Below are 21,730 nucleotides of genomic sequence, written 5' to 3' on the forward strand. Positions count from 1 at the left end.
AAGAAAGTAGGGATTCTTCATGTTTGATGACAAAACTGATTTACTTACCGCAACTAATTCTGCCATCATCCTTATCGACCATTAACCACATGTTGCGGCAAATACCTTATAACAGACGCTTGGGCTGGGTCACACTGTTCTATTATTCAATATAAAAGGAGCTAATAACCATGAAAAAAATAATTTCAAACCGCATTACAACTCTAGCACTTTTAACTGCTGTCGTATCGACAAGCGCATTCGGAGCGACTCTCATTGCAAAGGCGGAAACAGTTGGTGCTAGTTCACCTGCCATTCAGGCAAAGGCGGTTCCGTCTTCAAAATTGCTGACGCCAACGAACCATACCTTGCTCATGATCGACCACCAACCGCAAATGGCATTTGGAACATCATCGATTGACATCCAGGTATTGCGCAATAACGTGACCGGACTTGCCAAAGCAGCTAAAGCTTTCAAGGTGCCAACCGTTCTAACTACTGTTGCTGCAGAGTCGTTCAGCGGACCGATTTTCCCGGAAATCCAAGCGGTATTCCCTGAGCAGCAGCCAATTGACCGCACAACAATGAATGCTTGGGAAGATCAACGAGTTGTTGATAAAGTGAACAGCTATGGTAAGAAAAAGCTTGTCGTTTCCGGTCTATGGACAGAGGTTTGCGACTTATCGGCCGTGCTTTCCGCGATCGATCAAGGATATGAAGTATACATCGTAACCGATACTTCAGGCGGTGTCACAGAAGAAGCTCACGATATGGCCATTGAGCGCATGATTCAAGCGGGCGCCGCGCCAATCACTTGGGAACAGTACCTACTGGAACTGCAACGCGACTGGGCACGTTCCGAAACTTATAAAGCGACAACGGATATTGCTAAAGAACATGGCGGCGCATACGGTCTGGGTATTATTTACTCGCAAGAAATGTTCGGCGGTAGTGAGGGACATTAATCGATTAACAAGAGAAAATTCACGAAGTAAGATCTTACTTCGTGAATTTTTTCAACACTCCGATTGATTGATAAATTGCGTCAAGGAAAGGAAGTAGATGAAAAGTGACACCAGTCCAAGTAAACGAATGGCTGGACGAATACAATGACTATATGCTGCTCTATAATATGTTCGGTGATCAAACCTATTTAATTGAAGTAGAAGAAATATTGAAGAGCATGGAAAAATATATTGGCAGAATGCTAATGCTTGAAAAATTTAAGCATGCATTATAGGCAATGGAGTTCCGAGTTAAAGTGAAACTAACAGCCCCGTATTGAAACCTTCAAGCACACCTTATAGTTCCGCAACTACAACACCAAGACAAAAGTGGTCAACCTCCTATAATACGACAGAGAATGAGAAGTAATCCGATTTTATAAAAATTAGTAAAAGAAGAGCCTGCTTCCTATCGAGAAGCGGGCTCTTCCTATTTTCAAACTGCACATATAGTATTCCCAATGCACCAACCCTAAAATCCAGCAACCTTCACCTGAAATCTAACGGATATATTAAATGACAGGTTTCTTCTTATAATGTTTATAAAGCACAATCACCACGATCACGCTCCTCGGCAGTACCCATCAAGGCGGCTATCTCTCAGCTTTTTTCCAATGCCAATTCTAAGGGGGGGCATATCACTCTCAATGAGGCACCGCTTTTTTGTTCGAAATATCTTTATAGTTATTACGAATGATCAGTTGGGCCGGAACGAATAACTAAGGAGGGATACATGATGGAATTGCGCCAACTTGAATATTTTATTCAAATATGCAAATCGGGAAGTTTCACCAAAGCTAAAGAAGAATTAGGCGTGACTCAGCCGACGCTAAGTCAGCAAATCCGGGTTTTGGAAGACGAGTATAATATTCAATTATTCGATCGGGTAAGTAGGGGAGTTGAAGTAACGGAAGCGGGAAAAATACTCTTGAATAAGGGAAACACTATTATGGATCTTCTTGAAATGGCGCGAAATGAAATATATGGCCGAAACAATAAATCCAGAGAAACAATTTCTATTGGATGTTGTCCTGCTGAACTTGAATATCTTGCTCCTTACTTCATGAGATTTCACCAAAAGTACCCGAATATTTTATTGAAAATTATCGATGCAGAGGATACCGAGAATAAAGTTTTGGAACAAAGGGTAGACATTGGAATCACTGCATATCCCATTTCTGAAGCTTCGATCATTTCGACTCATTTGTATAAACAAGAATTGGCGCTATTGACTCACTCAGAACATCCTTTGGCCGGTAAATCTTCGATTCCTTTTCGATCTTTGGAGCAAATGGATTCGATCATGTTCCGAGAACAAAACAAATCATTAATTGACATGTATTGTCTCTCTTGCGGGTTTACCTTGAAGTCGATAATAGAAACGTCCTCCACTTCAGTATTGATTCATTGGGTTCGTCGTGGTCTTGGAGCAGCACTTATACCAATATCTTTGCTCGAAAGTCTAAGGGACGATTCTTTGCGCATTGTAAAATTAGAAGGCCATATTCCTTGTTGGGATATATCTCTTGTATATCTTAATTCCGTTACTATGAGGTCCATTGTACGCATATTCATTCAAGAGATGGATTCATATGTAAGAGAGTTTGAGGTGAATCTTTCATGTTCAGGCAATTAGAATGTTTCATTCAAATTTGCAAAGAAGGAAGCTTTACTAAGGCTGCAGAAGTTTTAATGATTTCTCAACCTACTATAAGTCAACAGATCCGCTTTCTAGAGGTAGAAGTTGGAAGCCCTTTGTTTGAGAGAGCGGGTAGAGGGGTGAAAATTACAGCCGACGGGGAAATACTTTACGAAAAAGCTCTTTCCGTAATGAGGCTTATTGAAGAATCGAAGAAAGAAACTCACGAGTTACGCAATGCTCAGGCTCGGGAGAATAAACTTTCGATAGGCATTTCTCCTATGGATTTTTTTAGTTTAATTCCCCGTTTTTTGAAATTCCATGAACAGTATCCTGATATTACATTAAAATTCGCGAGTGCAGAAAATACATCTCAGCAATTATTGGATAGCAGCATCGATATTGGCATTACCGACAATCATGATTTGAACAAAGAAATTCATATGATGCACCTGTATAAAGAAGAACAAGCATTGGTCGTTTATGCGGATCATCCATGGGCAGATCGAACCTTTGTTTCTTTTCAAGAGCTAGAAGATTTGGAATCTTCCTTATTCGTTGGGGATATAAGTTTAATCGAGCATCTTCATACATTCAGCGCTAAGATCGCCAAATCCTTGCAATCAAAGTTTGAGTCAACTTCCACGGCAATTCTTCTTTCTATGGTACTTCAAAAGATGGGGGTAGCTATTTTACCTGCTTCTTTAATTGAAAATTTTTCTGGTCAGCAATTGAAAATGATCCGTCTCGTAGATCCAACGCCTGTTCGTGAGATCAAGCTTATTTTTAAAAAGGTTCATTACAATAATCCTTCTGTTCAGAAATGTATCGATTTTTTTCTAGAACAATCAAAACAAGTTGGCAGACTACGGTCATCGCAAAGGTAATTAACCAGAACATCATAGCTACCGAAAGCGAACAAGACGAAGGAATATTTCCTTGTCGTGCTCGCTTATTCGCGTTGGCGGCGCAGGAAACCTAAAATATAGTAACCCTACCATGTAAGCCCTGTCTTTTGCTTGCAGCAAACGTTATACTAAATTGAGGGTTGTGAAGCGCAATCCCATTTTTACATGTATATATATTACAATAATGGAATATTAAGATGTGTAATCTACTGGCGAAGGAGCAATATGAATGAATAAAATGCGTAAATCGGCAATGTTGTTGCTAGCTATGATGACGTGTTGGACGTTAGTGGCTTGTTCTGGGAACAACGGCACATCGAGCAATGGCAGTACCGGGGATCATACGAACTCCAACGCCAATCTTATGGAGGCAAAGGAGGCAAATGCTTCTCGAAAGAAGACAACTTCTCAGGATGAGCCTGCATGGAAGCTGGATACGACACCGATTACGTTTGACTGGTATATCAATTTCGATTGGTTCAACAGCAAGTGGGGAGGCAACGTCGTTTCCAATTATGTAACGAAGAAGACGGGCGTCAGCTTGAACTTTATCGTGCCTGCTGGCGAGGCCAGCGAGAAGCTCAACACGATGATGGCAGCTAGGTCGCTCCCTGACTTCATCACGCTAGGCTGGTACGAGGACTCCGTGGTGAAGATGATCAAGGGAGATATGGTGCTTCCATTGAATGAGCTTGCGGATCAATATGATCCTTATTTCTTTAAAGTCGCAGATCCCGCGAAGCTTAACTGGTATACACAGGCCGACGGCAATGTGTATGGCTACCCGAACGCATCTTCATCCCCTGCGGATTATCAAAAATACGGTCAGCTTTTTACGTCTAATCAGACCTTTGTTGTTCGGAAAGACATGTATGAAGCACTTGGGAAGCCGGATATGAGCACGCCGGAAGGGTTTCTCGGCGCGCTGAAGGCTGCGAAGGAGAAATTTCCGGAAGTGGACGGCCAGCCGCTCATTCCGATCGGCCTGCATGAATTTACGGAAACCGGCAACTATTCGCTGGAATCGTATCTTCAGAACTTCCTAGCAATTCCGCAGCAGAAAAACGGCAAACTTTACGACCGTCGAAGCGATCCAACCTATCTGAAATGGCTGAAGGTGTTCCGCCAAGCGCATGAGGACGGGCTGATGCCGACAGATGTCTATATTGATGAAAAACGACTGGAAAAGGATGAAAAAATATCGCAAGGGCGCTATTTTGCCATGCTGTATCAGTGGTCTGATTTTACAGAGATTAACCAAGCGTTGTATCAGAAGGACCCGAATAAGGTGTATATCGCGATTGATGGTCCGGCGAATGATGCGCATGATGCGCCAACACTTGCAGGAAATGGCATCTCCGGTTGGACGGTGACGCTCATCTCGAAGAACGTCAAGGATAAGAAGCGGGCAATTGCCTTCCTTAGCTATTTGCTCAGCGAAGAGGGAAACAAGGATCTTTACTTAGGAGAGAAGGGCGTTACCTACGATACGATAGACGGCAAAGATCAGTTCCTGCCCGACGTCATGCATCTGCTCAACACCGACCGCAAAGCGTTCGATAGCATATACGGAAGTTCTTATATGTACTGGATGCTAATGGATACGAACATGAAACTAGCATGGATGACGGGGATGGATGCCGAGCCTGCCAAACAAATTGCCGATTGGACGAGGGGCAAGACGGTCAGCATGAGCGAGTTCGACAATCTGGATCCGGACCCGACGACGAAGGAGGGTATTGCGGAAGACCAAAACGTGCGGCTCTGGGCCGAGACGCTGCCGAAGCTGCTGATGTCGGGGTCGGATGCTGAATTCGATCAACTGTTCACCGAATTCATGAACAGCATTACCGAGGATCCCGAGTATGAAGCCATCGTAGCCAGCCGCCAAGCAGCCTATGAACGAAATGTACAGAAACTGAAGTCATCGCTCAATCAATAGTTCTATAGAGGAAGCAGTAGGATGTGAAGCAGGAGATGAGATTCTCTGCAATCCGTCGGTTATTGGGGATAAGTGCATTTACGTTTAAACTTTCGCTTCAAGTGAAACTGATTCTGTCATTTGTGTTCGTCATCATCATACCGGTTATTCTATTCTCCTGGTATACGCTCAATGAAGAGTCCGCCAAGGCAATGAAAGAATTGACGAAGAACAACGAGAATGCGCTGGCGGTCGAGAAGACGAACATCGAGAATAACATGGAGCTGATGGGATGGACCGGTCAGCTTGCGTTATCCAATCGGGAAATGAACAATTATCTGCAAATTGAACGAATCCAGGATGCAGCGCGTGTTCTTCATATTAAGTATAATGTGGTCAACAGCTTTCAATATTTTTTGTTCAACAATCCACGAATTGCGAATGTCCGGTTGTTTACGGACAACCCTTATGTGAATGAGATTTGGCCAGTCATCCTACAGGAATCACGTATCCAGGACAAGCCCTGGCATGATGAGGTGATGAAGCAGAGCGGGTTGCCCTGGTGGGAGATACAGGAGAACGTTACCCTCACCGGTGCGCCATCCGAAACATCGTCGAATGAGCCTTTCATGACGTACTTGCAGGAATTCAAATATGCGGACAACGCAACACATAACGGGATTCTGGAGATATCGATGAAGCTGTCGAATTTCTTCTCCGGAACGTTCAGTAGCGTGCAGGACATGAACTCCCAGCTTATCGTAGTAGCAAGAAGCGGACAGGTATTCAGCTTGAAGGCCTCACCTGTGTTCGAGCAGCACAGCGCGATGCAATTGATCAACAGCGTGAATCTGACGTGTAATACAGATTGCGAGACGGTACAGTTCAAGGTTAATGGGCAGTCCTACTTGGCATCTCAGATCTATATTCCATCGATCGACGTGCACCTGGTCAATATGGTTAGTCTTGCGGACACGTTGGAAGGCATTCATCATTCGAGAGTTCGTTATATTTTACTCATTTCGTTACTAGCGGCATTTCTTGTACTGCTGTCTTACTCGATGCAGGCGATGATTTTGCGCAGGCTTAAGGCGTTAAGAGAATCGATGAAACAGGTAAGAAGCGGTAACTTCGACGTCGAGCTGCCGCCGATTACCGGTACCGATGAGGTAGGAGAGCTGGGCTTGCATTACCGCAAGCTCATTCTGAAGATTAACGAGCTCATTCAAGAGCAGGCAACTAGGCAGGCGGCAGGCAAAGAAGCCGAGCTTCGGGCGCTGAAGAACCAGATCGATTCTCACTTCCTCTACAATACGCTGGAGAACGTCAAGATGCTGGCGGAGATCGAAGGGCAGTTCCTTATATCGGACATAATGACCTCGCTGGGCGGTATGATGCGGTATTCGATGGAATGGAAGCGGGATCACGTAATGATTAGCGATGAGATTAAGCAGGTCCAGCATTATGTAGCCGTCATGAACATCCGTTATGATGGAAGACTTGATCTCCGATTGTCGATTGCACCGGAATGCCTCAAGCAGGAATCGCTCAAAATGTCACTGCAGCCCGCGGTCGAGAATGCAATCAAGCATGGGATGAGCCGCATGCATTCCAGCGACGGAAATCTTGTCATTACGATCTCTGCCGTCCGTCGTGATCAAGCTTGTGTCATAGAGATCACTGACAACGGCTGCGGCATACCGCAAGAGAAGCTGGGCTTATTGAATCGAATGCTCCGAATGGAAGAGTCCGCTTACCAGGACGTCCGGCAATTATTCGTTCGCAAAAATAACCAGGACAGCAATGGGATCGGTTTGCGTAATGTGGACCAACGCCTAGTGATGAGCTATGGGACGGAATATGGGATTCAGATCGAGAGTCAGGAAGGAAGCTATACACGCATAATGATGACTTTGCCGTACCGGGTCATAGAAGGGGGATTAGACATCTATGATTAGCTTGCTGATCGTCGACGACGAGAAGATCATTCGGATGGGCTTGCATTCGGTAATTGAGAGACAGTTTCCTCATCTGTTCAACTACCGATTTGCCGAGAATGGACAAGAGGCGCTGGAGCTGCTTCGCCAGGAGCCTGCGGATATTATGTTCACAGATATCCGAATGCCAATTATGGATGGGATCGAACTGCTCGAACAGCTGCAAGATCAACCGGTTAAACCCGAGGTTATATTGTTGTCTGGCTATAATGAGTTCGCCTATGCGCAGAAAGCGATTCGCTGTGCCGTGAAGGATTATCTCGTGAAGCCTGTGATGCGGGAGGAGTTATTTGCCGTTCTGGGGCAATTAATGCGGGACATAAGGATGAGAGAAGAGCGAGCAGACAAGACGGGTGAAGATGCCGGCCTTGTTGCTGCCGAGCTAGTTACCCAGCATTTGACCCAGAAGGATCTGGGTGATGCGATATCACAGAACAAGCTGAAGCAGGCCGGTTATAGCTGGTTGGATGCAGGATATACGCTGGGCTTGCTTAGGCGAAGCGGAGGAGGATCACAGCCTAGCAGTACGGATGCTGCTTCTTTCAGGAATCAAATCGCCGAGCTGTTACAAGGGCATATGGATTGGATGCTCACGCGTGACGGTGAAGGCGGAACGATTATGATCGCGCACGATCCGGTCTTGTTCTACCAGTTGGCGGAACGGTGGAGGATGAATGTACATGAGTCGCAGCTGCGAATCGCGATTAGCGAGTCTGTTCAAGGGATAGAGCAGATAAGGAGGGCATACAGCCAAGCGAAGCAAACCTTGAAATACAGTATTGTGCTTCCTGAACTTGATGTGCTGGAATACACCAGCATAAGTGAGCGCAATGAGCGGTATGTCGTTCCTGTAGAGTTAATTCAACGATTATCGAATCTGATGGGAATGGGACGCGGGAATGAAATGAAGCAGCTTCTCGATCAAATTCTAGATGTTCGTATTATTAGCTGCTGTGAAATCGGCTACCTGGAACGGATCAGCCAGCTGCTCAATGAAGAGCTGTTCGACAAGGTGTTCCGCATCTACGGAAATAGAGTGCTTGGCCTATTAAGTAGATATGCCTATGTTGGCCATATCGGGAATTTTGATCGATATGAACATTATTATGCAACGGTTGAGCAGCTTCTCGATAGTCTGGATCGATTCATCCAAGATCGGAGGGAGCAAGCGCCGCCTACGGAACAAAATACGATGCAAAAAGTTCTCGCCTACTTGCAGACGCATTATGCGGACGATTTGAACATGGCGGTCGTGTCCAACCATTTCTCGCTCAATTACTCGTATTTCAGCCATGCCTTCCAAGAATATAGCGGTGAGAGTTTCTCGAACTATGTTCGCCGGTTAAGGCTGGACAAGGCGAAGGAGCTGCTGGTGCACTCCGATATGAAGGTGTACGAAATCAGTGATCAGGTTGGATTCGAAAATGTGAAGCATTTTATGAAAATATTCAAGGAAACCGAAGGCATCACAGCGCTGGAATTCCGAAGCCAGCGAAGGCTGTTTGACGATAACTCAAGCGAAGCTTAAGGCAGCTGGCCAGAACGGTCAGCTGCCTTTTCTTAGCGATAATGAGCGTAAAGGAAAAAAGGAGAACGGAACCGAACTTCCAGGATGGAGTGAAAGCTTGGATCGAGAATGGCGGCGGCCGCCATATCGTCGCTTCCTTGAGGAAAATGTAAAAACCGTTTCTTTGGTAAATGGGCGAATCCATTTGCCAAGAAACGGTTTCTTTTCGTTTTTCAGAATAGGAAAGGGCTTTTATTTTAATTCATTATATTTATTATAAAAGTTGCGGTATACTAGCTCCAATAAAAAATGGGGCAAGTGTTGGTCCGCCAACGGATCGGCCGATTGCTTTGCTAGTAGAAAGAATGGAGGCCGTAAATGAAGAAGATTCTTGTAGTTGAAGACGATCTTGAAATAAACCAACTCGTGAGCAGATATTTGGAAAAGGAAGGCTTCGATATCCATTCCGCATATGACGGGCAGGAAGCTCTCTCGTACCTTGCTGATTATGAATACCAACTTGTCATTTTGGATATGATGCTTCCGAAAGTTGAGGGTCAGGAACTTTTGCGTAAAATCCGGGATAAGCAAAAGATCCCCGTTATTATATTATCCGCTAAGGACAGAGAGATGGATAAAATACTGGGGCTAGAGCTTGGGGCCGACGATTATATGACTAAACCGTTTACAATCGGAGAGCTTATTGCGAGGGTTAAAGCCCAGCTTCGACGCTATATGGAATTTAATCCGGATGCTGCCGGTGCTGAGGACAAGGTTATCGTGCATGGAGACTTGGAACTTCATATACATACATTTGAAGTCAAGGTCGCCGGACTTAAGAGACCTTTGACTGCAAAGGAATTTGCTATACTAAAGCTATTTTTAACCAACCCCACCCGAGTTTTTACGAAATCGCAAATATTCGAAAGGGTCTGGCAGGAGGAAAGCATATCTGACGATAATACGGTTATGGTGCACATAAACAGGCTGCGGGCGAAAATAGAAAAAGACCCGTCCAATCCCGTCCATATTCAAACGGTATGGGGATTTGGATATAAGCTTGGGTAGAGGGGGGCTAAATATGTTGCTTCAGATTCTCGTTATCGTCCTCATTCTATGTTGTTTCTTAATCCTATTCAGACACCTTAGCTTGCTTAATGAAATAAAAAGGATCACTCGGACAACGGAGGAAATCCGGGCCGGTAATCCAAACTTGCGTTATCGCCTGCATGTGTCACAAAAGCCTGCCCGGGACTTAGGCGGAGAATTAAATCGCCTAATCGACAACTTTCAAAAAACCTTCGAGCGCATTCAATTTCTGGAGGAAGAACGCAAACAAATGGTTGCAAGCATATCGCATGATCTGCGTACGCCGCTAACCTCTCTGCTGGGATATATGGAAGCCTTACGCTTTGATAGGACACTTACCGATGAAGAAAGAAACCATTTCATCCGCATAGTCGCGGACAAAGGCAACTCGTTGCATGAACGATTGCAGGAGTTTTTTGAACTTGCAAAACTAGAAGCCGATGACTCTCTAACCGAACTTCATAAACTCAATTTGAAAGATATCGTGCAGGAAGTTTTGCTTGGGTTTTATCCGGATTTTCAGAAAGCGGCGCTTACGCCCACGGTTAACATTCCGGATTCCCCTCTCTATGTCATGAGCGATCAGGTGCATCTGCGACGCGTATTAGAGAACCTGTTAACAAATGCTTTGCGTTACGGTCAGGATGGTAATGAGATTGGCATTGCCGTTCGGGAGGAATCGGATTTTGTTTGGGTAGATATATGGGATCGCGGGAAAGGGATATCGCAACAAGACTTACCTCGCGTTTTTGAGCGCTTTTATACAGGAGAGGCATCAAGAAATGCATCCCTTCGCGGAACAGGATTGGGTCTTACCATTACGAAGAACTTGGTCGAAAAACAAGGCGGTCAAATCACCGTATCAAGCAATCTGGGCGAGAAAACCGTTTTTTCATTTAGCCTGATCAAGGGTTGAGCGCGGTAACCTGGCTGATTGAACATTTAAGAACTTTGTTAGAAAAACGAGAACGGCATGTTAGAACGCGACGGTATACTCGACTTCAAAAGGAGGAAGTCAAATGAGAGTATTTGAAGTTATGTTACTTGTTGTGAATTTGCTTGCCCTGTTTATAGGTCCGAGCAAGAAACAGCCTAAGGTCGTTTTGCTTGTACTAGCAGGAATGAACGGGGCTGTTCTATGTCTCCACGGCGTAGTCGAAGGATTCCGTTATCAAATGATTTTTGCTTACCTGTTTGTTTTTCTGTTTGCGATTTATGCTTTAGCGAGAGCGACGCTCAAGTTTTCGAAAAACAAAATCGCAAAGATTCTGAAGGGGATTACAATCGGTTTGTCAGCGCTGTTCCTCGCTTTAACGACGCTCATGTCCCATGCTCTCCCCGTATTTAAGCTCCCGGCCCCTACAGGAGATTATGGTGTAGGCGTACAATACGTTCACCTTACGGATGAAACCCGCGTAGAACCTTTTTTGAAGGGATCGCTCGACAAGAGGGAATTGGCGGTTAAAATATATTATCCCGCGATAGAGGATAAAACCATGCCATATGCTGCTTATTTTCACGATTCTCCCGAGCTTATCAAAACATTTACCGCAGGATACCATATGCCTGATTATCTGTTCAGCCATTTGCGACGGGTTAAAACGCATTCGCAAGAGGGCTTGCAATTGTCTCAAGACCAAGAGAACTATCCGGTGATTTTGTTCTCCCATGGCGGCGGGACGACAATGGAAGTGCACACGTCCCAATGCGAGGATTTGGCAAGTCGGGGATATGTTGTCGCTGCCGTCAATCATACCTACGTATCGTCTGCAACCGAGCTTCCCGGCAGGATTGTAACGGATCGGGATGCTACGGTAAACTTTGATCAAGGCGATCCACTGGATATCATTACCCAAATTATGGCGGATGATGTCGGCTTTGTGATCGATATGCTGGATGAAATGAACGATGGAGAAACGGCTTCGATTTTTGCAGGAAAACTCGATATGGAACATATAGGCGTCGCAGGCCATTCTCTGGGCGGCGCGGCGGCATATAACTTGGCAATCAACGATAGCAGAATAAAGGCCGCTATTAATTTAGATGGCGCGGTTTATACGGTTCCTAAGGACACGAAGGGTGTAGCTCCTCTTCTAATGCTTGCTAATGATGAAGAACATGTTCAAGCGATCGTGAACCGTTCAGCCCCGATGATCAAACTCGAGGATATGCCTGCCGAAGATCAGGAAGCCATGGCATCGTCATATGGAAGCAAAAAAGCCTATATCGATATTTACAAGAAACAAGAACAAGCCGCCATTGCTCATGCCGAAACCTTGAAAGCATCCGACAGCTTATTCATGGTCGAAGGCAGCGCCCATATGAAATTTGCGGAGGTCGGACTTTTTATGGGCAAAGGGTTCCATCGCTTCATAGGCATCAACGGTGAAACGTCATCCGAAGAATGTTTGGAGATTGCAAAGTCGGTAACGTTGGCATTTTTTGATCAGCATTTGAAGAACGAAACCGGGGAATCGTTGGAATCTGTGCTTCGCCAATATCCAAAACTGCAAAAAGTCAGGTTTCCATAAAGCAGTTGGAGTAATGAATTGGGAGGTTTTCTTGTGAGTTATATATTGCGAACCCATCATCTGTCCAAACGTTATGGCGCAAGAGAGGTCATTGCCGACGTGAATATGAATGTAAAAGCCGGCGACGTTTACGGATTTCTCGGGCAAAACGGAGCAGGAAAAACCACGACATTGCGAATGATGATGGGCCTTGTTCGTCCGTCGGCGGGAGAAATCGAATTGTTCGGCGCCACATTGCAGGGGAACAACAATAAAGCGATGGAGCGTATCGGCTCCATCATCGAATATCCGGGGTTCTATCATAATTTGAACGCGGCCGATAATCTGGAAATCCATCGCCGGCTAATGGGCATGGGCAACAAAGAATGCATTGACGATGTTTTGTCGACCGTCGGATTGCTTGATGCCAAAAAGCAACCGGTAAAAAATTATTCGCTCGGAATGAAACAGCGGCTCGGCATTGCCCGCGCTTTGCTACATCACCCCGAACTTCTCATATTGGACGAACCAACGAATGGTTTGGATCCTGGGGGAATGAAAGAAATGCGGCAGCTATTCCTGGAGCTAGCCAGCAAGCGCGGCATTTCGTTTTTAATATCTAGTCATCAGCTAAGTGAAATCGAGTTATTGGCCAATAAAATCGGCATTATTCACCAAGGAAAGTTACTTGAAGAAATTGACCGCGAAACCTTGCAAAAAAAGACCCGGCACTATCTTCAACTGAAGGTGACAGATGAGAGGAAAGCCGCTTTTATTTTGGAACAGAAGCTGGGAATAACCGATTATGTCGCAGCTGGTTCGGGCGTCCTGCGCCTTTACGAACATATGGGGCAGCCGGATCAGGTCACTATGCTGCTTGCGAACAACGGGGTCGGCGTAAGGGAGATTATGTTATCGGGAGACAGCCTGGAGGACTATTATCTTAAGATCACAGGAGGGGAAAGGCTTGATTAATCTTATCTATGCTGAAATGACGAAGCTGAAGAATACAAAGATCCTTTGGTTGGTTTTTCTTGGCGGAATACCGGCAAACCTTGTATCTCTCTACGCGTTCTTGCCGAGAGTAACACCCAAGGGTACCGCAGCAGGTTTTGACGTGCAGGATATGTTTTATCGGCAGGGGATGACGATTACCATTTTAGCGCCGTTCCTATTCGCCCTTATTACAGGCTATATCTTATCGCGCGAATATCAGGAACGTACGATCAATCAGCTGTTTTCATATCCGATCCCCCGGGTAAGGATTCTCTTTGCTAAACTGGTAACCGTGCTATTGCTGATTGTCTTGACTTCAGCTATCTCATGCGTTACGGTAACAGCGACCGGCTTGATCGCGTCATTCACGCAACAAACCGATTTTGAAATCGTTTGGTCAGGAATCCGAATGAATCTGCTGGCTTGCTTACTCTCATTTGGCACAGTGCCAGTGGCAGCAGCTCTGAGCATGGTTGGCAAGAGTGTAATCCCTGCGGCGGTGCTGGGCGGTTTTGCGACAATCGTCACCCTCTTCGGAGAAATGGGACATGGCATGGATGGCATTCTTTTCCCCTGGTTTATGCCTTATTGGCCAGTTCGGGAATTGGCTCAAGGGCTGGCTGATAACGGCCCCAATCCTTATGTGGGATCTGGAACGGTAATTCTCGCAGCTACATTTATTGTTTCCCTGTTATTCTGCATCACCTATTACAAGAATGCTGAAATTCACAGCGGTTCTTGAATTGTTATAAGCTAAACGGGCATGAAAAAAAAGATTAAGACAGATGGGAGAGGTAATAATGGGAAATACGGATAAGTTTGAAATGATAGCTAATACATATGACACACCTGAAAGAATCCAAGTAGCAAAGGTATCATCAGATGCCATTCGTGAATATTTAGTTGACGCTAATAGTAAGAATGCTATTGATTTTGGGTGTGGAACTGGTCTTGTCGGAATGAACTTGTTAAACGATTTTAATTCCGTGCTTTTTCTGGATACATCACAAAACATGATTAATCAAATAAAGCAGAAAATTTCCGATTTTAATATTGAGAATGCAGCTACATTATGCTTTGATTTTGAAAAGGAAGACCTATCGGATTTGCATGCCGACTATATTTTTATGGCTCAGGTTCTACTCCATATTAACGATGTTGAATTCGTTTTATCAAGATTATTTGATGTTCTAAATGAAGGAGGACATTTAATCATCGTAGATTTTAATGAAAATGAGAATGTAGTTTCAGATATCGTTCATAACGGATTTGATCAAGTAAAGCTAACTGACATGATGACCAAAATAGGGTACAGCAATATTCAATCCAAAACTTTTTATACCGGAAGCAAACTATTCATGGGACAAGATGCATCTATGTTTATTCTTGATTCTCAAAGATAGATTTTTAAGTCTCAAAAGTGTTTGCCGAAGGGTTTGTTCATGGCGTGGGATGTGCGAAATGGCTAAACTGGATTATTGCAGTAACTTTAGACTGTTTCGCGCCATATCGAGAGCTATATTGGATATTCGCAACATAGACCTCTGCTTTGCACGCAAAAGCCGTCAAACGCTCAAAGTTGCTGCGAAAAATCCAACATAGCTCCCCGCCACCATTCATTCCGCCCAAAGTTATTGCAAAAATCCAACATAGAACGATGCGGTACCTAGAGGGGGCTCTTGCTTGCGGAAAGCAAAAGCCCCCTCTGCCGTTTTGGCGGAAGGGGCCAGTTCAAAACAGTCGGGTCAAGTTCGATCTCTGGAAGGGAACCGCTGATCAACTTATCGACTTCATGATCAGGGCGGCGGGGCATTACAAGACGCTGAAGACCCTGTTTTTGTTCTTTCCGCCAGCTTAGTAATCGACTCAATGTCTTGATCGGTTAATTGATCAAGAAAATATTTGCGTATTGCCTTGGAGACTATGGGACGGGCATCATCCAATGCCGATTTTCCAGCGGAAGTGATGATGACTTGAACACCGCGATCTGTGTCTAATGGTTTCCTCGTCACAAGTCCGCGTTTCTCCATCCGCGTCAGATGATGTGACAATCGACTCTTATCCCAGTCCATCGAGTGGGCCAATTCCTGTTGGCGAAGGCTGCCGTTCCCCAAAAGGACTAACCGATCCAATACTCCATAATCACCCTCTGATAGTCCTGTGTGCTCGGACATCTCCTTTACTACGCGACCGAAGATGCTCTGAAAGGAGCCTTTCCACATATGCCATATTCGCATTTCCTCTTCGTTTAGCTCGTTCTTATCCATAGGAACATAATAGCATAGTTGACGTGTCAACCACAATGTGTTACAGTAGGCCTAGGTTGATATATCAACCAATAGCTTCCTCCGAGAAACGGTTTGGCCAATCTTTCTCCAAGAAAGGAACATTTATTATGAAAATCAACGTTAATGCGCCTACTCCAGTCGTCTCGATGAAGCCGGTAGTGCTATCAGCCCCGGGCCGTGGTGAGGATCTGCAAGTGCGAGTGTCTGCGCCCGAGATTGGGCGCGAATTGCCTATTATTGTTTTCTCGCACGGCTTTGGATCGTCGTTGGACGGCTATGGACCGTTGGTGGACTTCTGGGCTGCTCACGGCTTCGTGGTCATTCAACCCACCCATCTCGACTCGAGGACGCTGAACCTTCCTCCTGACGATCCCCGTACACCACTGATCTGGCGTTTCCGAGTCGAGGACATGAAGCGCATCCTCGACCAGCTTGATCTCATTGAAGCTTCCGTTCCCAGCCTCAGTGGGCGCCTCGATCGAAGCCGCATCGCCGCAGCCGGACACTCCTGGGGAGGCCAAACGGTGAGCATGCTGCTCGGCGCGCGAGTCCTCGATGCCCACGGCGAACCGGGAGAGGACATGTCCGACTCGCGGATCAAGGCGGGTGTATTGCTTGCCACGACTGGCAATGGCGGAGCTGACTTGAGTCCGTTCGCGGCAGAGCACTTCCCCTTCATGAACCCGAGCTTCGCGGAGATGAGCATGCCGACCCTCGTGGTAGCGGGGGACCATGACCAGTCCTTACTGTCCACTCGGGGGCCGGATTGGTTCACCGACCCGTACTTCCTGAGCCCGGGCAGCAAGAGCCTGCTCACCCTCTTCGGGGCAGAACACTCTCTTGGCGGAATCGCTGGGTACAATATCACGGAAACGACGGATGAGAACCCCGAACGAGTCGCCCTGCTCCGGCGGCTTACGTGGGCTTACCTTCGCAACGCGCTCGACCTCGACGATTCCAGCTGGCCGGCAGCTTACGCCGCTCTGGAAGAGAGCGCCATCCCGTTGGGTCGCATCGAGTCCAAGTAAGGGTCTGACGAGCGTATCGAGCTGACAGCCACGAAAGAGTGGCGGAAGCTAACGTGGGCCGAGGCATTACACGCGCACAAATTGCGCTTGCAAGGTTGCTGTAAAAGGAAGAGATCTCGAGTTTAGAAGAACTTTATTTTCCAGTGATAAAAATACACAACTGCTCATCGGGCGGACACTCATAAGGTGTTCGCTCTTTTATGCGGTTGTTTCGTGCCAAGAGGGCTTTTCATAGCCCGAAATCGAGAAATGGAGGCGCAGGATTAATCCCGGTACCGCCCTACACTCCAACCTCCTCCTCCTTAAGCGTTGCAATTGGCTGCAGAAAATGATGGTCGAATACATGCAATGCACTGCCTGCGCGTACTTTGTTCACCCAGTCTGGATTGACCAGTGCGCTCGTACCGATTGCTACAAGATCCGCATGATCATTCTCCAAGAGAAATTCCGCTTTGTCCGGTTGTCCTAACTTGCCATTGGCAATGACGGGAAGGCCGCTATATTGTTTGGCCAACTTGGCAAGTGTAGGCCCGTCATCCGCAAAAGCCGGGGCAAACGCTTTATATTCGGTCGTATGGATGTAATCGGGAGCAGCCGCTGTCAAATGCTCGAAAATAATCCGGGCATCCCTCTCTCTGCCAGCCCACTTGTGATGAAAATCGTTTACCTTACCTTGGGAGATGCGGACGCCGACCATGAAGTCAGGACCCACGACGGCGCGAATGGCTTTCAGGACTTCCACTACGATGCGGACACGCCCCTCCGTTGAGCCGCCATACTCATCGGTTCTCAGGTTTGTGTAATCCGTGATGAATTGATCAAGCAGGTAGCCGTTCGCTGCATGGACTTCGACTCCGTCGAATCCGACTTTTTTAGCGCGAAAGGCAGCTTGAGCGAAACTCTCGATCACGTTGCGGATCTCCACTCGGGTCATGGCTCTCGGTATGGCAAACTCTCCGCTCCCGCCGTGATCTTCCAGCATCGTACCTGCGGGCTTCACGGCGGATGGAGCGATCGGTGTAAATCCGTCATGCTGGACCAACGCGCCTGCATGCATCAGCTGCGCGACAATCTTGCCTCCTGCGCCCTGTACAGCGTGGACGATAGGTCTCCAGGAATCAGCTTGCGCTTCATTTGCCAGGCCGGGCTGGTTCTCATAACTTCGGCTGCTTATCGCATCGGGATAGAGGCCTTCCGTAATGATGAGACCGAATCCCCCTTTTGCAAAACGGGCATAATACCGGGCCATACGCCCATTCGCGAGCCCAGAGGGCTCTGCGCTCGTCCGTGTCATCGGAGATAGCACGGACCGATTCGGCAAACGCAGCGAACCCAATTGAAATGTTGAAAAAAGATGAGCATAGTTACCCATATTTGATTTCCTCCTCGATGTACGGTGTCAGTACCCATACTCCACACCGTACGATCTATTTCTTGGCTTTATAGTAATCGGATAATTCTATATAGTAAAATGATCATTAATGATGACAGTATCAAAATTATTGATGTCATACCAACGAACGGAGGTTCTCGAGTGGAGTTAACCGATCTCAAAATACTTATGGCCATCATACAAGAGGGCAGTATCACCCGCGCAGCGGAGAAGCTGGATTATGTTCAGTCGAACATCACGATGCGAGTTCGCAAAATGGAGTTGGAGCTCGGAGTCCGGCTTTTCCACAGAACTCCGAAAGGCGTCTTGCCGACCGAGAAAGGGCTCGTCTTCAGCCAATATGCCTCTGACATTCTGAATAAGGTTGAGGAAGCGATAATGTTCGTCCAAGAGCCTGAATATCCGAGCGGTCCGCTCACGATCGGCGTTGTGGAGACCGTTGCGTCCACCCCTCCTTTTATACGAGCGTTATCCGATTTTCAAAAAAAACACCCTGAAGTTGCGTTGTCTCTTGTCACCGGAACATCGCCTCAAAATTACGAGAAAGTGCTGAACCGCGAGTTGGACGGAGCTTTCTTCACAGGAGAATTCGATCTGGCTCCGCTAAAGGTCGCTCATGAGATTCGGGAAGAGGTGATCCTCCTGACGAACGCCGCCGGAAAAGCCGTGCCTCCCGATGTTGCGAATGCGACATGGGTGGTTTTTCCGAAGGGTTGCCCGTTGCGCGCCGCAAGCGTGGATTGGCTCCGCGGCCAGGGGATATCGTCCGTAAATATGATTGAGGTGAGTACGCTGGATACGATGCTGAATTGCGTACGGGCAGGAATCGGTTACACGCTTTTAACCGAATCAGCCATTGCCGGGGATGACGAACGATTAATAACGCATCCGGTTCCCGAACGATACCGTTTCGTGACAACGAGGCTGGTTACCCGAAAAGAACAGTTCAGCAGCAAAGCGTTTGCAGCCTTCGCTGATTGTGTCAGAGGGGCGGGTATTTAATGGAGAGAACCAATCCGGCTTAGTACTCTACATTCGTTTGGCTTTATAAGCTGAAGACGGACGAGTAGTGCGAAAATTATTAAAAAAATTACTTGGCGATAAACCAGCGATAACGAAAATGAGCTACCTTTGGGATAGATCTGAAAAAGGGAGTGAATTGATGAGGATTGCTGTTTTTTCAGACACGTTTGTCCCCCAGGTCAATGGCGTCGCGCTTACCTTGAAGCGTTGGACCGACTACTTGTCCATTCATGGGGTTGACTGCAAGCTGTTCGTGCCCACGGAACCGGAGCCTGTCTATGAGGATCCGGTGTGCAGGTTGACCAGTATTCCCTTCTGGGCTTATCCGGAACATCGATTCGTTATTCCAAACTTGCTGCGTATACGCAAAGAACTATCTCAATTCAAACCCGATATTGTTCATATCGCCACTCCATTTAATGTAGGTCTCGCCGGTATGTATGCCGCTCAGAAACTTCATATCCCCATAGTTGCCTCCTATCATACCCATTTCGACCAGTATCTCGAATCTTATTGGTTTCCGTTCGCGCATTCCTGGTATTGGTCTTACATGAAGTGGTTTCATCGTAACTGCCGCGCCATCTTCGCTCCTTCGCAGGAAACCATTCATCTATTGCAATCCAAGGGATTGAGCGATCTTGAGCTATGGTCGCGGGGAGTTGACTGCGACAGGTTCACGCCTGCGAAGCGTTCCAACCGTGTTCGCGAGCTTTACGGAATCAAGGAGCGATATCTTCTGCTATTCGTCGGTCGGCTGGCTCCGGAGAAAGACCTGGATGTTTTGCTTCAATTAATGCATCGGTTGCCGGACCGCATTCGCGGACAAGTGCATTGGCTTGTCGTTGGCGATGGTCCGATGATGGAACAAGGCCTGCGGGAAGCTCCGCAAAATGTCACCTTTACCGGCTACCGGGACGGGGAAGAACTTGCCGAATGGTATGCATCCTCCGACTTATTCGTTTTTCCCTCCGCCACGGAAACATTCGGCAACGTCGTATTGGAGGCCGCGGCCTCCGGTCTGCCTGCAGTAGTAGCCGATAGAGGAGGCGTGACCGAGATTGTCCAGCATGGAAAAACCGGCTTACACGCTCAAGCGGGAAATGTAGAGAGCTTTCTTGCGGCTTTGGACGACTGGTTCGACGAACCGGACAAATGGCAATTGTTCCGTACGGAGGCTAGGGAACTTGCGCAATCCCGCACCTGGGATAAAGCAATGGAGTCGATTTACGCCCAGTGTCGGCAGATTGTGAAAGCGGAGCAGAATCCGGAGGAAGCGGGAAGAGGGCACATTCAGGGAGAAGGTGAATCCGCTTGAACATTACAGTCATTGGTACGGGATATGTCGGGTTGGTCACCGGGGCATCCTTGGCTCGCCTGTCCATTGGCCGTCCTTCCATAACACCGGACGTTCCATTAACGGTAGAGCCGAACAGACGATAATGAGTTAAAATTCGGTGATGAGGTGATTGATATGGATACCGCAAGCCATCTTCTTCTCGGCGTTACTTTAGGCGGACTGGCAATGGCTTTATCCGATCCGGCCATCGGCGACCAATCGACGGTTATGTACGGATTATTTGCAGCGGCTATCGCCGGCTCGAATGCTCCCGATTTCGATTCCGCCATTCGTATACGCGGACATGAGGCATACTTATTGCATCATCGGGGATTCAGCCATTCCTTGCCGATGCTAGCGGGTTGGCCGGTTTTACTTACTCCTTTGATTGCGTATCTTTTTCATGCTTGGGATTATATGCTCCTGCTGTTCCTCTGGACAATGGCCGGTGTCGTGCTTCATGTTTTTCTCGATTTCTTCAATGCGTACGGCGTGCAATGTTTCCGGCCGATCTCAAGGAAATGGTTTCATGGCGATGCCACCCCCATTTTTGACCCTGTCATTTTCGGATTTCATTTAGTGGGTTTGTTGTTATGGCTGTTTGGCGTCATGGCGGCACAGGTTGTATTCCCTCTTTTGTTCGCTCTAACCTTTCTCTTTATTGGATACCGCATTGTGCTTCATCGCTTGATGCTGCATGTCGTTCGAAGGCGTTATGGCGTCGATGGGCATTCCTTCTTAATTCCCAAGTGGTTGCCCCACGAATGGGGATACGTTCACGAAACCGATCAAACTTATATTGCCGGCTCGATCCGGGGCACCCATCTAAGGGAAGAAACGATATTCCATAAGGGAGAGCGGAACGATGTCGTTCAAGCGGTCATGGGCAGTGACGGCGTCCGCAGCTTTCTTGCATTTGCGCATCGTGTTCACATTTCATGTCAAAAGATTCAGAACGGTTACAAGGTAGAGCTGCGGGACGTCCGTTTTCGGCATGGCGAAAAGCTTCCTTTCGGAATGGATATAACCTTGGATGACCATTTGCAGGTGACCGGGAACACCTTCGGGTGGAAGAAGAAGCTGTGGGAACCTCCGTTTTCCTAAGGGGTTTC

At 47.0% G+C, this 21,730-nt stretch carries 20 protein-coding genes; 18 read left to right on the plus strand and 2 right to left on the minus strand.

Annotated features, from left to right (window positions below; all coding sequences use genetic code 11):
* Positions 1-170: 170 nt before the first annotated feature.
* The 13 genes from J2T14_RS18635 (at position 171) to J2T14_RS18695 (ending at position 14,953) form a co-directional block, all read left to right on the plus strand.
* Entirely contained in the window at positions 171-944 is a 774-nt protein-coding gene (locus J2T14_RS18635; RefSeq protein WP_444939712.1) for a hydrolase, read from the plus strand.
* A 104-nt stretch (positions 945-1,048) separates the two neighbouring features.
* A complete protein-coding gene (locus J2T14_RS18640; RefSeq protein WP_307204371.1) occupies positions 1,049-1,219 on the plus strand; it encodes a hypothetical protein in 171 nt (56 codons plus the stop codon).
* Positions 1,220-1,716: 497 nt separating this feature from the next.
* Positions 1,717-2,619: a LysR family transcriptional regulator gene (locus J2T14_RS18645; protein ID WP_307473114.1), complete on the plus strand. Its 903-nt coding sequence runs from the start codon at positions 1,717-1,719 to the stop codon at positions 2,617-2,619.
* Entirely contained in the window at positions 2,604-3,509 is a 906-nt protein-coding gene (locus J2T14_RS18650; protein WP_307473116.1) for a LysR family transcriptional regulator, read from the plus strand. The genes J2T14_RS18645 and J2T14_RS18650 overlap by 16 nt, the downstream gene beginning before the upstream one ends.
* Before the next feature lie 250 nt (positions 3,510-3,759).
* Entirely contained in the window at positions 3,760-5,472 is a 1,713-nt protein-coding gene (locus J2T14_RS18655; protein ID WP_307473118.1) for an extracellular solute-binding protein, read from the plus strand.
* Positions 5,473-5,507: 35 nt separating this feature from the next.
* On the plus strand, positions 5,508-7,409 hold the full coding sequence (locus J2T14_RS18660; RefSeq protein WP_307473830.1) for a sensor histidine kinase: 1,902 nt from the start codon (positions 5,508-5,510) through the stop codon (positions 7,407-7,409).
* A complete protein-coding gene (locus J2T14_RS18665; RefSeq protein WP_307473120.1) occupies positions 7,402-8,976 on the plus strand; it encodes a response regulator in 1,575 nt (524 codons plus the stop codon). Before J2T14_RS18660 ends, J2T14_RS18665 begins: the two co-directional genes overlap by 8 nt.
* Before the next feature lie 357 nt (positions 8,977-9,333).
* Positions 9,334-10,023 carry a response regulator transcription factor gene (locus J2T14_RS18670; protein ID WP_307473122.1) on the plus strand — a complete coding sequence of 230 codons (690 nt, stop codon included), beginning with the start codon at positions 9,334-9,336 and terminating at the stop codon, positions 10,021-10,023.
* A gap of 13 nt (positions 10,024-10,036) precedes the next feature.
* The gene (locus J2T14_RS18675) at positions 10,037-10,960 is read left to right on the plus strand and encodes a sensor histidine kinase (protein WP_307473124.1); all 924 of its coding nucleotides are present in this window, start codon (positions 10,037-10,039) and stop codon (positions 10,958-10,960) included.
* A 103-nt stretch (positions 10,961-11,063) separates the two neighbouring features.
* The gene (locus J2T14_RS18680; RefSeq protein ID WP_307473127.1) at positions 11,064-12,575 is read left to right on the plus strand and encodes an alpha/beta hydrolase family protein; all 1,512 of its coding nucleotides are present in this window, start codon (positions 11,064-11,066) and stop codon (positions 12,573-12,575) included.
* Between the two features lie 33 nt (positions 12,576-12,608).
* Complete coding sequence (locus tag J2T14_RS18685) at positions 12,609-13,529, plus strand: ABC transporter ATP-binding protein (protein WP_307473129.1); 921 nt, start codon at positions 12,609-12,611, stop codon at positions 13,527-13,529.
* Positions 13,522-14,292 carry an ABC transporter permease gene (locus tag J2T14_RS18690; protein ID WP_307473131.1) on the plus strand — a complete coding sequence of 257 codons (771 nt, stop codon included), beginning with the start codon at positions 13,522-13,524 and terminating at the stop codon, positions 14,290-14,292. Before J2T14_RS18685 ends, J2T14_RS18690 begins: the two co-directional genes overlap by 8 nt.
* A 58-nt stretch (positions 14,293-14,350) precedes the next feature.
* The gene (locus J2T14_RS18695) at positions 14,351-14,953 is read left to right on the plus strand and encodes a class I SAM-dependent methyltransferase (RefSeq protein WP_307473133.1); all 603 of its coding nucleotides are present in this window, start codon (positions 14,351-14,353) and stop codon (positions 14,951-14,953) included.
* Positions 14,954-15,346: 393 nt separating this feature from the next.
* Here J2T14_RS18695 and J2T14_RS18700 read toward each other — a convergent pair whose 3' ends face one another.
* A complete protein-coding gene (locus tag J2T14_RS18700; protein ID WP_307473135.1) occupies positions 15,347-15,817 on the minus strand; it encodes a MarR family winged helix-turn-helix transcriptional regulator in 471 nt (156 codons plus the stop codon).
* Between the two features lie 128 nt (positions 15,818-15,945).
* Here J2T14_RS18700 and J2T14_RS18705 point away from each other — a divergent pair, with 128 nt between their 5' ends.
* Positions 15,946-16,866, plus strand: coding sequence for an alpha/beta hydrolase family protein (locus tag J2T14_RS18705; RefSeq protein ID WP_307473137.1), 921 nt, complete (start codon positions 15,946-15,948; stop codon positions 16,864-16,866).
* A 280-nt stretch (positions 16,867-17,146) separates the two neighbouring features.
* On the opposite strand, the gene J2T14_RS18710 is transcribed toward J2T14_RS18705, so the two are convergent.
* Positions 17,147-18,238, minus strand: a complete 1,092-nt coding sequence (locus tag J2T14_RS18710; RefSeq protein WP_307473139.1) for an NADH:flavin oxidoreductase — start codon at positions 18,236-18,238, stop codon at positions 17,147-17,149.
* Between the two features lie 162 nt (positions 18,239-18,400).
* Between J2T14_RS18710 and J2T14_RS18715 the strand changes: the two genes are divergently transcribed.
* The 4 genes from J2T14_RS18715 to J2T14_RS18730 all read left to right on the plus strand — a co-directional run bounded on the left by J2T14_RS18715 (position 18,401) and on the right by J2T14_RS18730 (position 21,722).
* Positions 18,401-19,261 (plus strand): LysR family transcriptional regulator, encoded by an 861-nt coding sequence (locus J2T14_RS18715; protein ID WP_307473140.1) that lies wholly within the window; start codon positions 18,401-18,403, stop codon positions 19,259-19,261.
* Positions 19,262-19,421: 160 nt separating this feature from the next.
* On the plus strand, positions 19,422-20,597 hold the full coding sequence (locus J2T14_RS18720; protein ID WP_307473142.1) for a glycosyltransferase family 4 protein: 1,176 nt from the start codon (positions 19,422-19,424) through the stop codon (positions 20,595-20,597).
* Positions 20,594-20,722: a hypothetical protein gene (locus J2T14_RS18725; protein ID WP_307473144.1), complete on the plus strand. Its 129-nt coding sequence runs from the start codon at positions 20,594-20,596 to the stop codon at positions 20,720-20,722. The genes J2T14_RS18720 and J2T14_RS18725 overlap by 4 nt, the downstream gene beginning before the upstream one ends.
* Positions 20,723-20,753: 31 nt before the next feature.
* Entirely contained in the window at positions 20,754-21,722 is a 969-nt protein-coding gene (locus tag J2T14_RS18730) for a metal-dependent hydrolase (protein ID WP_307473146.1), read from the plus strand.
* The last annotated feature ends 8 nt before the right edge of the window (positions 21,723-21,730 follow it).

The sequence above is a fragment of the Paenibacillus harenae genome (genome assembly GCF_030812415.1).
In the GTDB taxonomy this organism is placed as follows: domain Bacteria; phylum Bacillota; class Bacilli; order Paenibacillales; family Paenibacillaceae; genus Pristimantibacillus; species Pristimantibacillus harenae_A.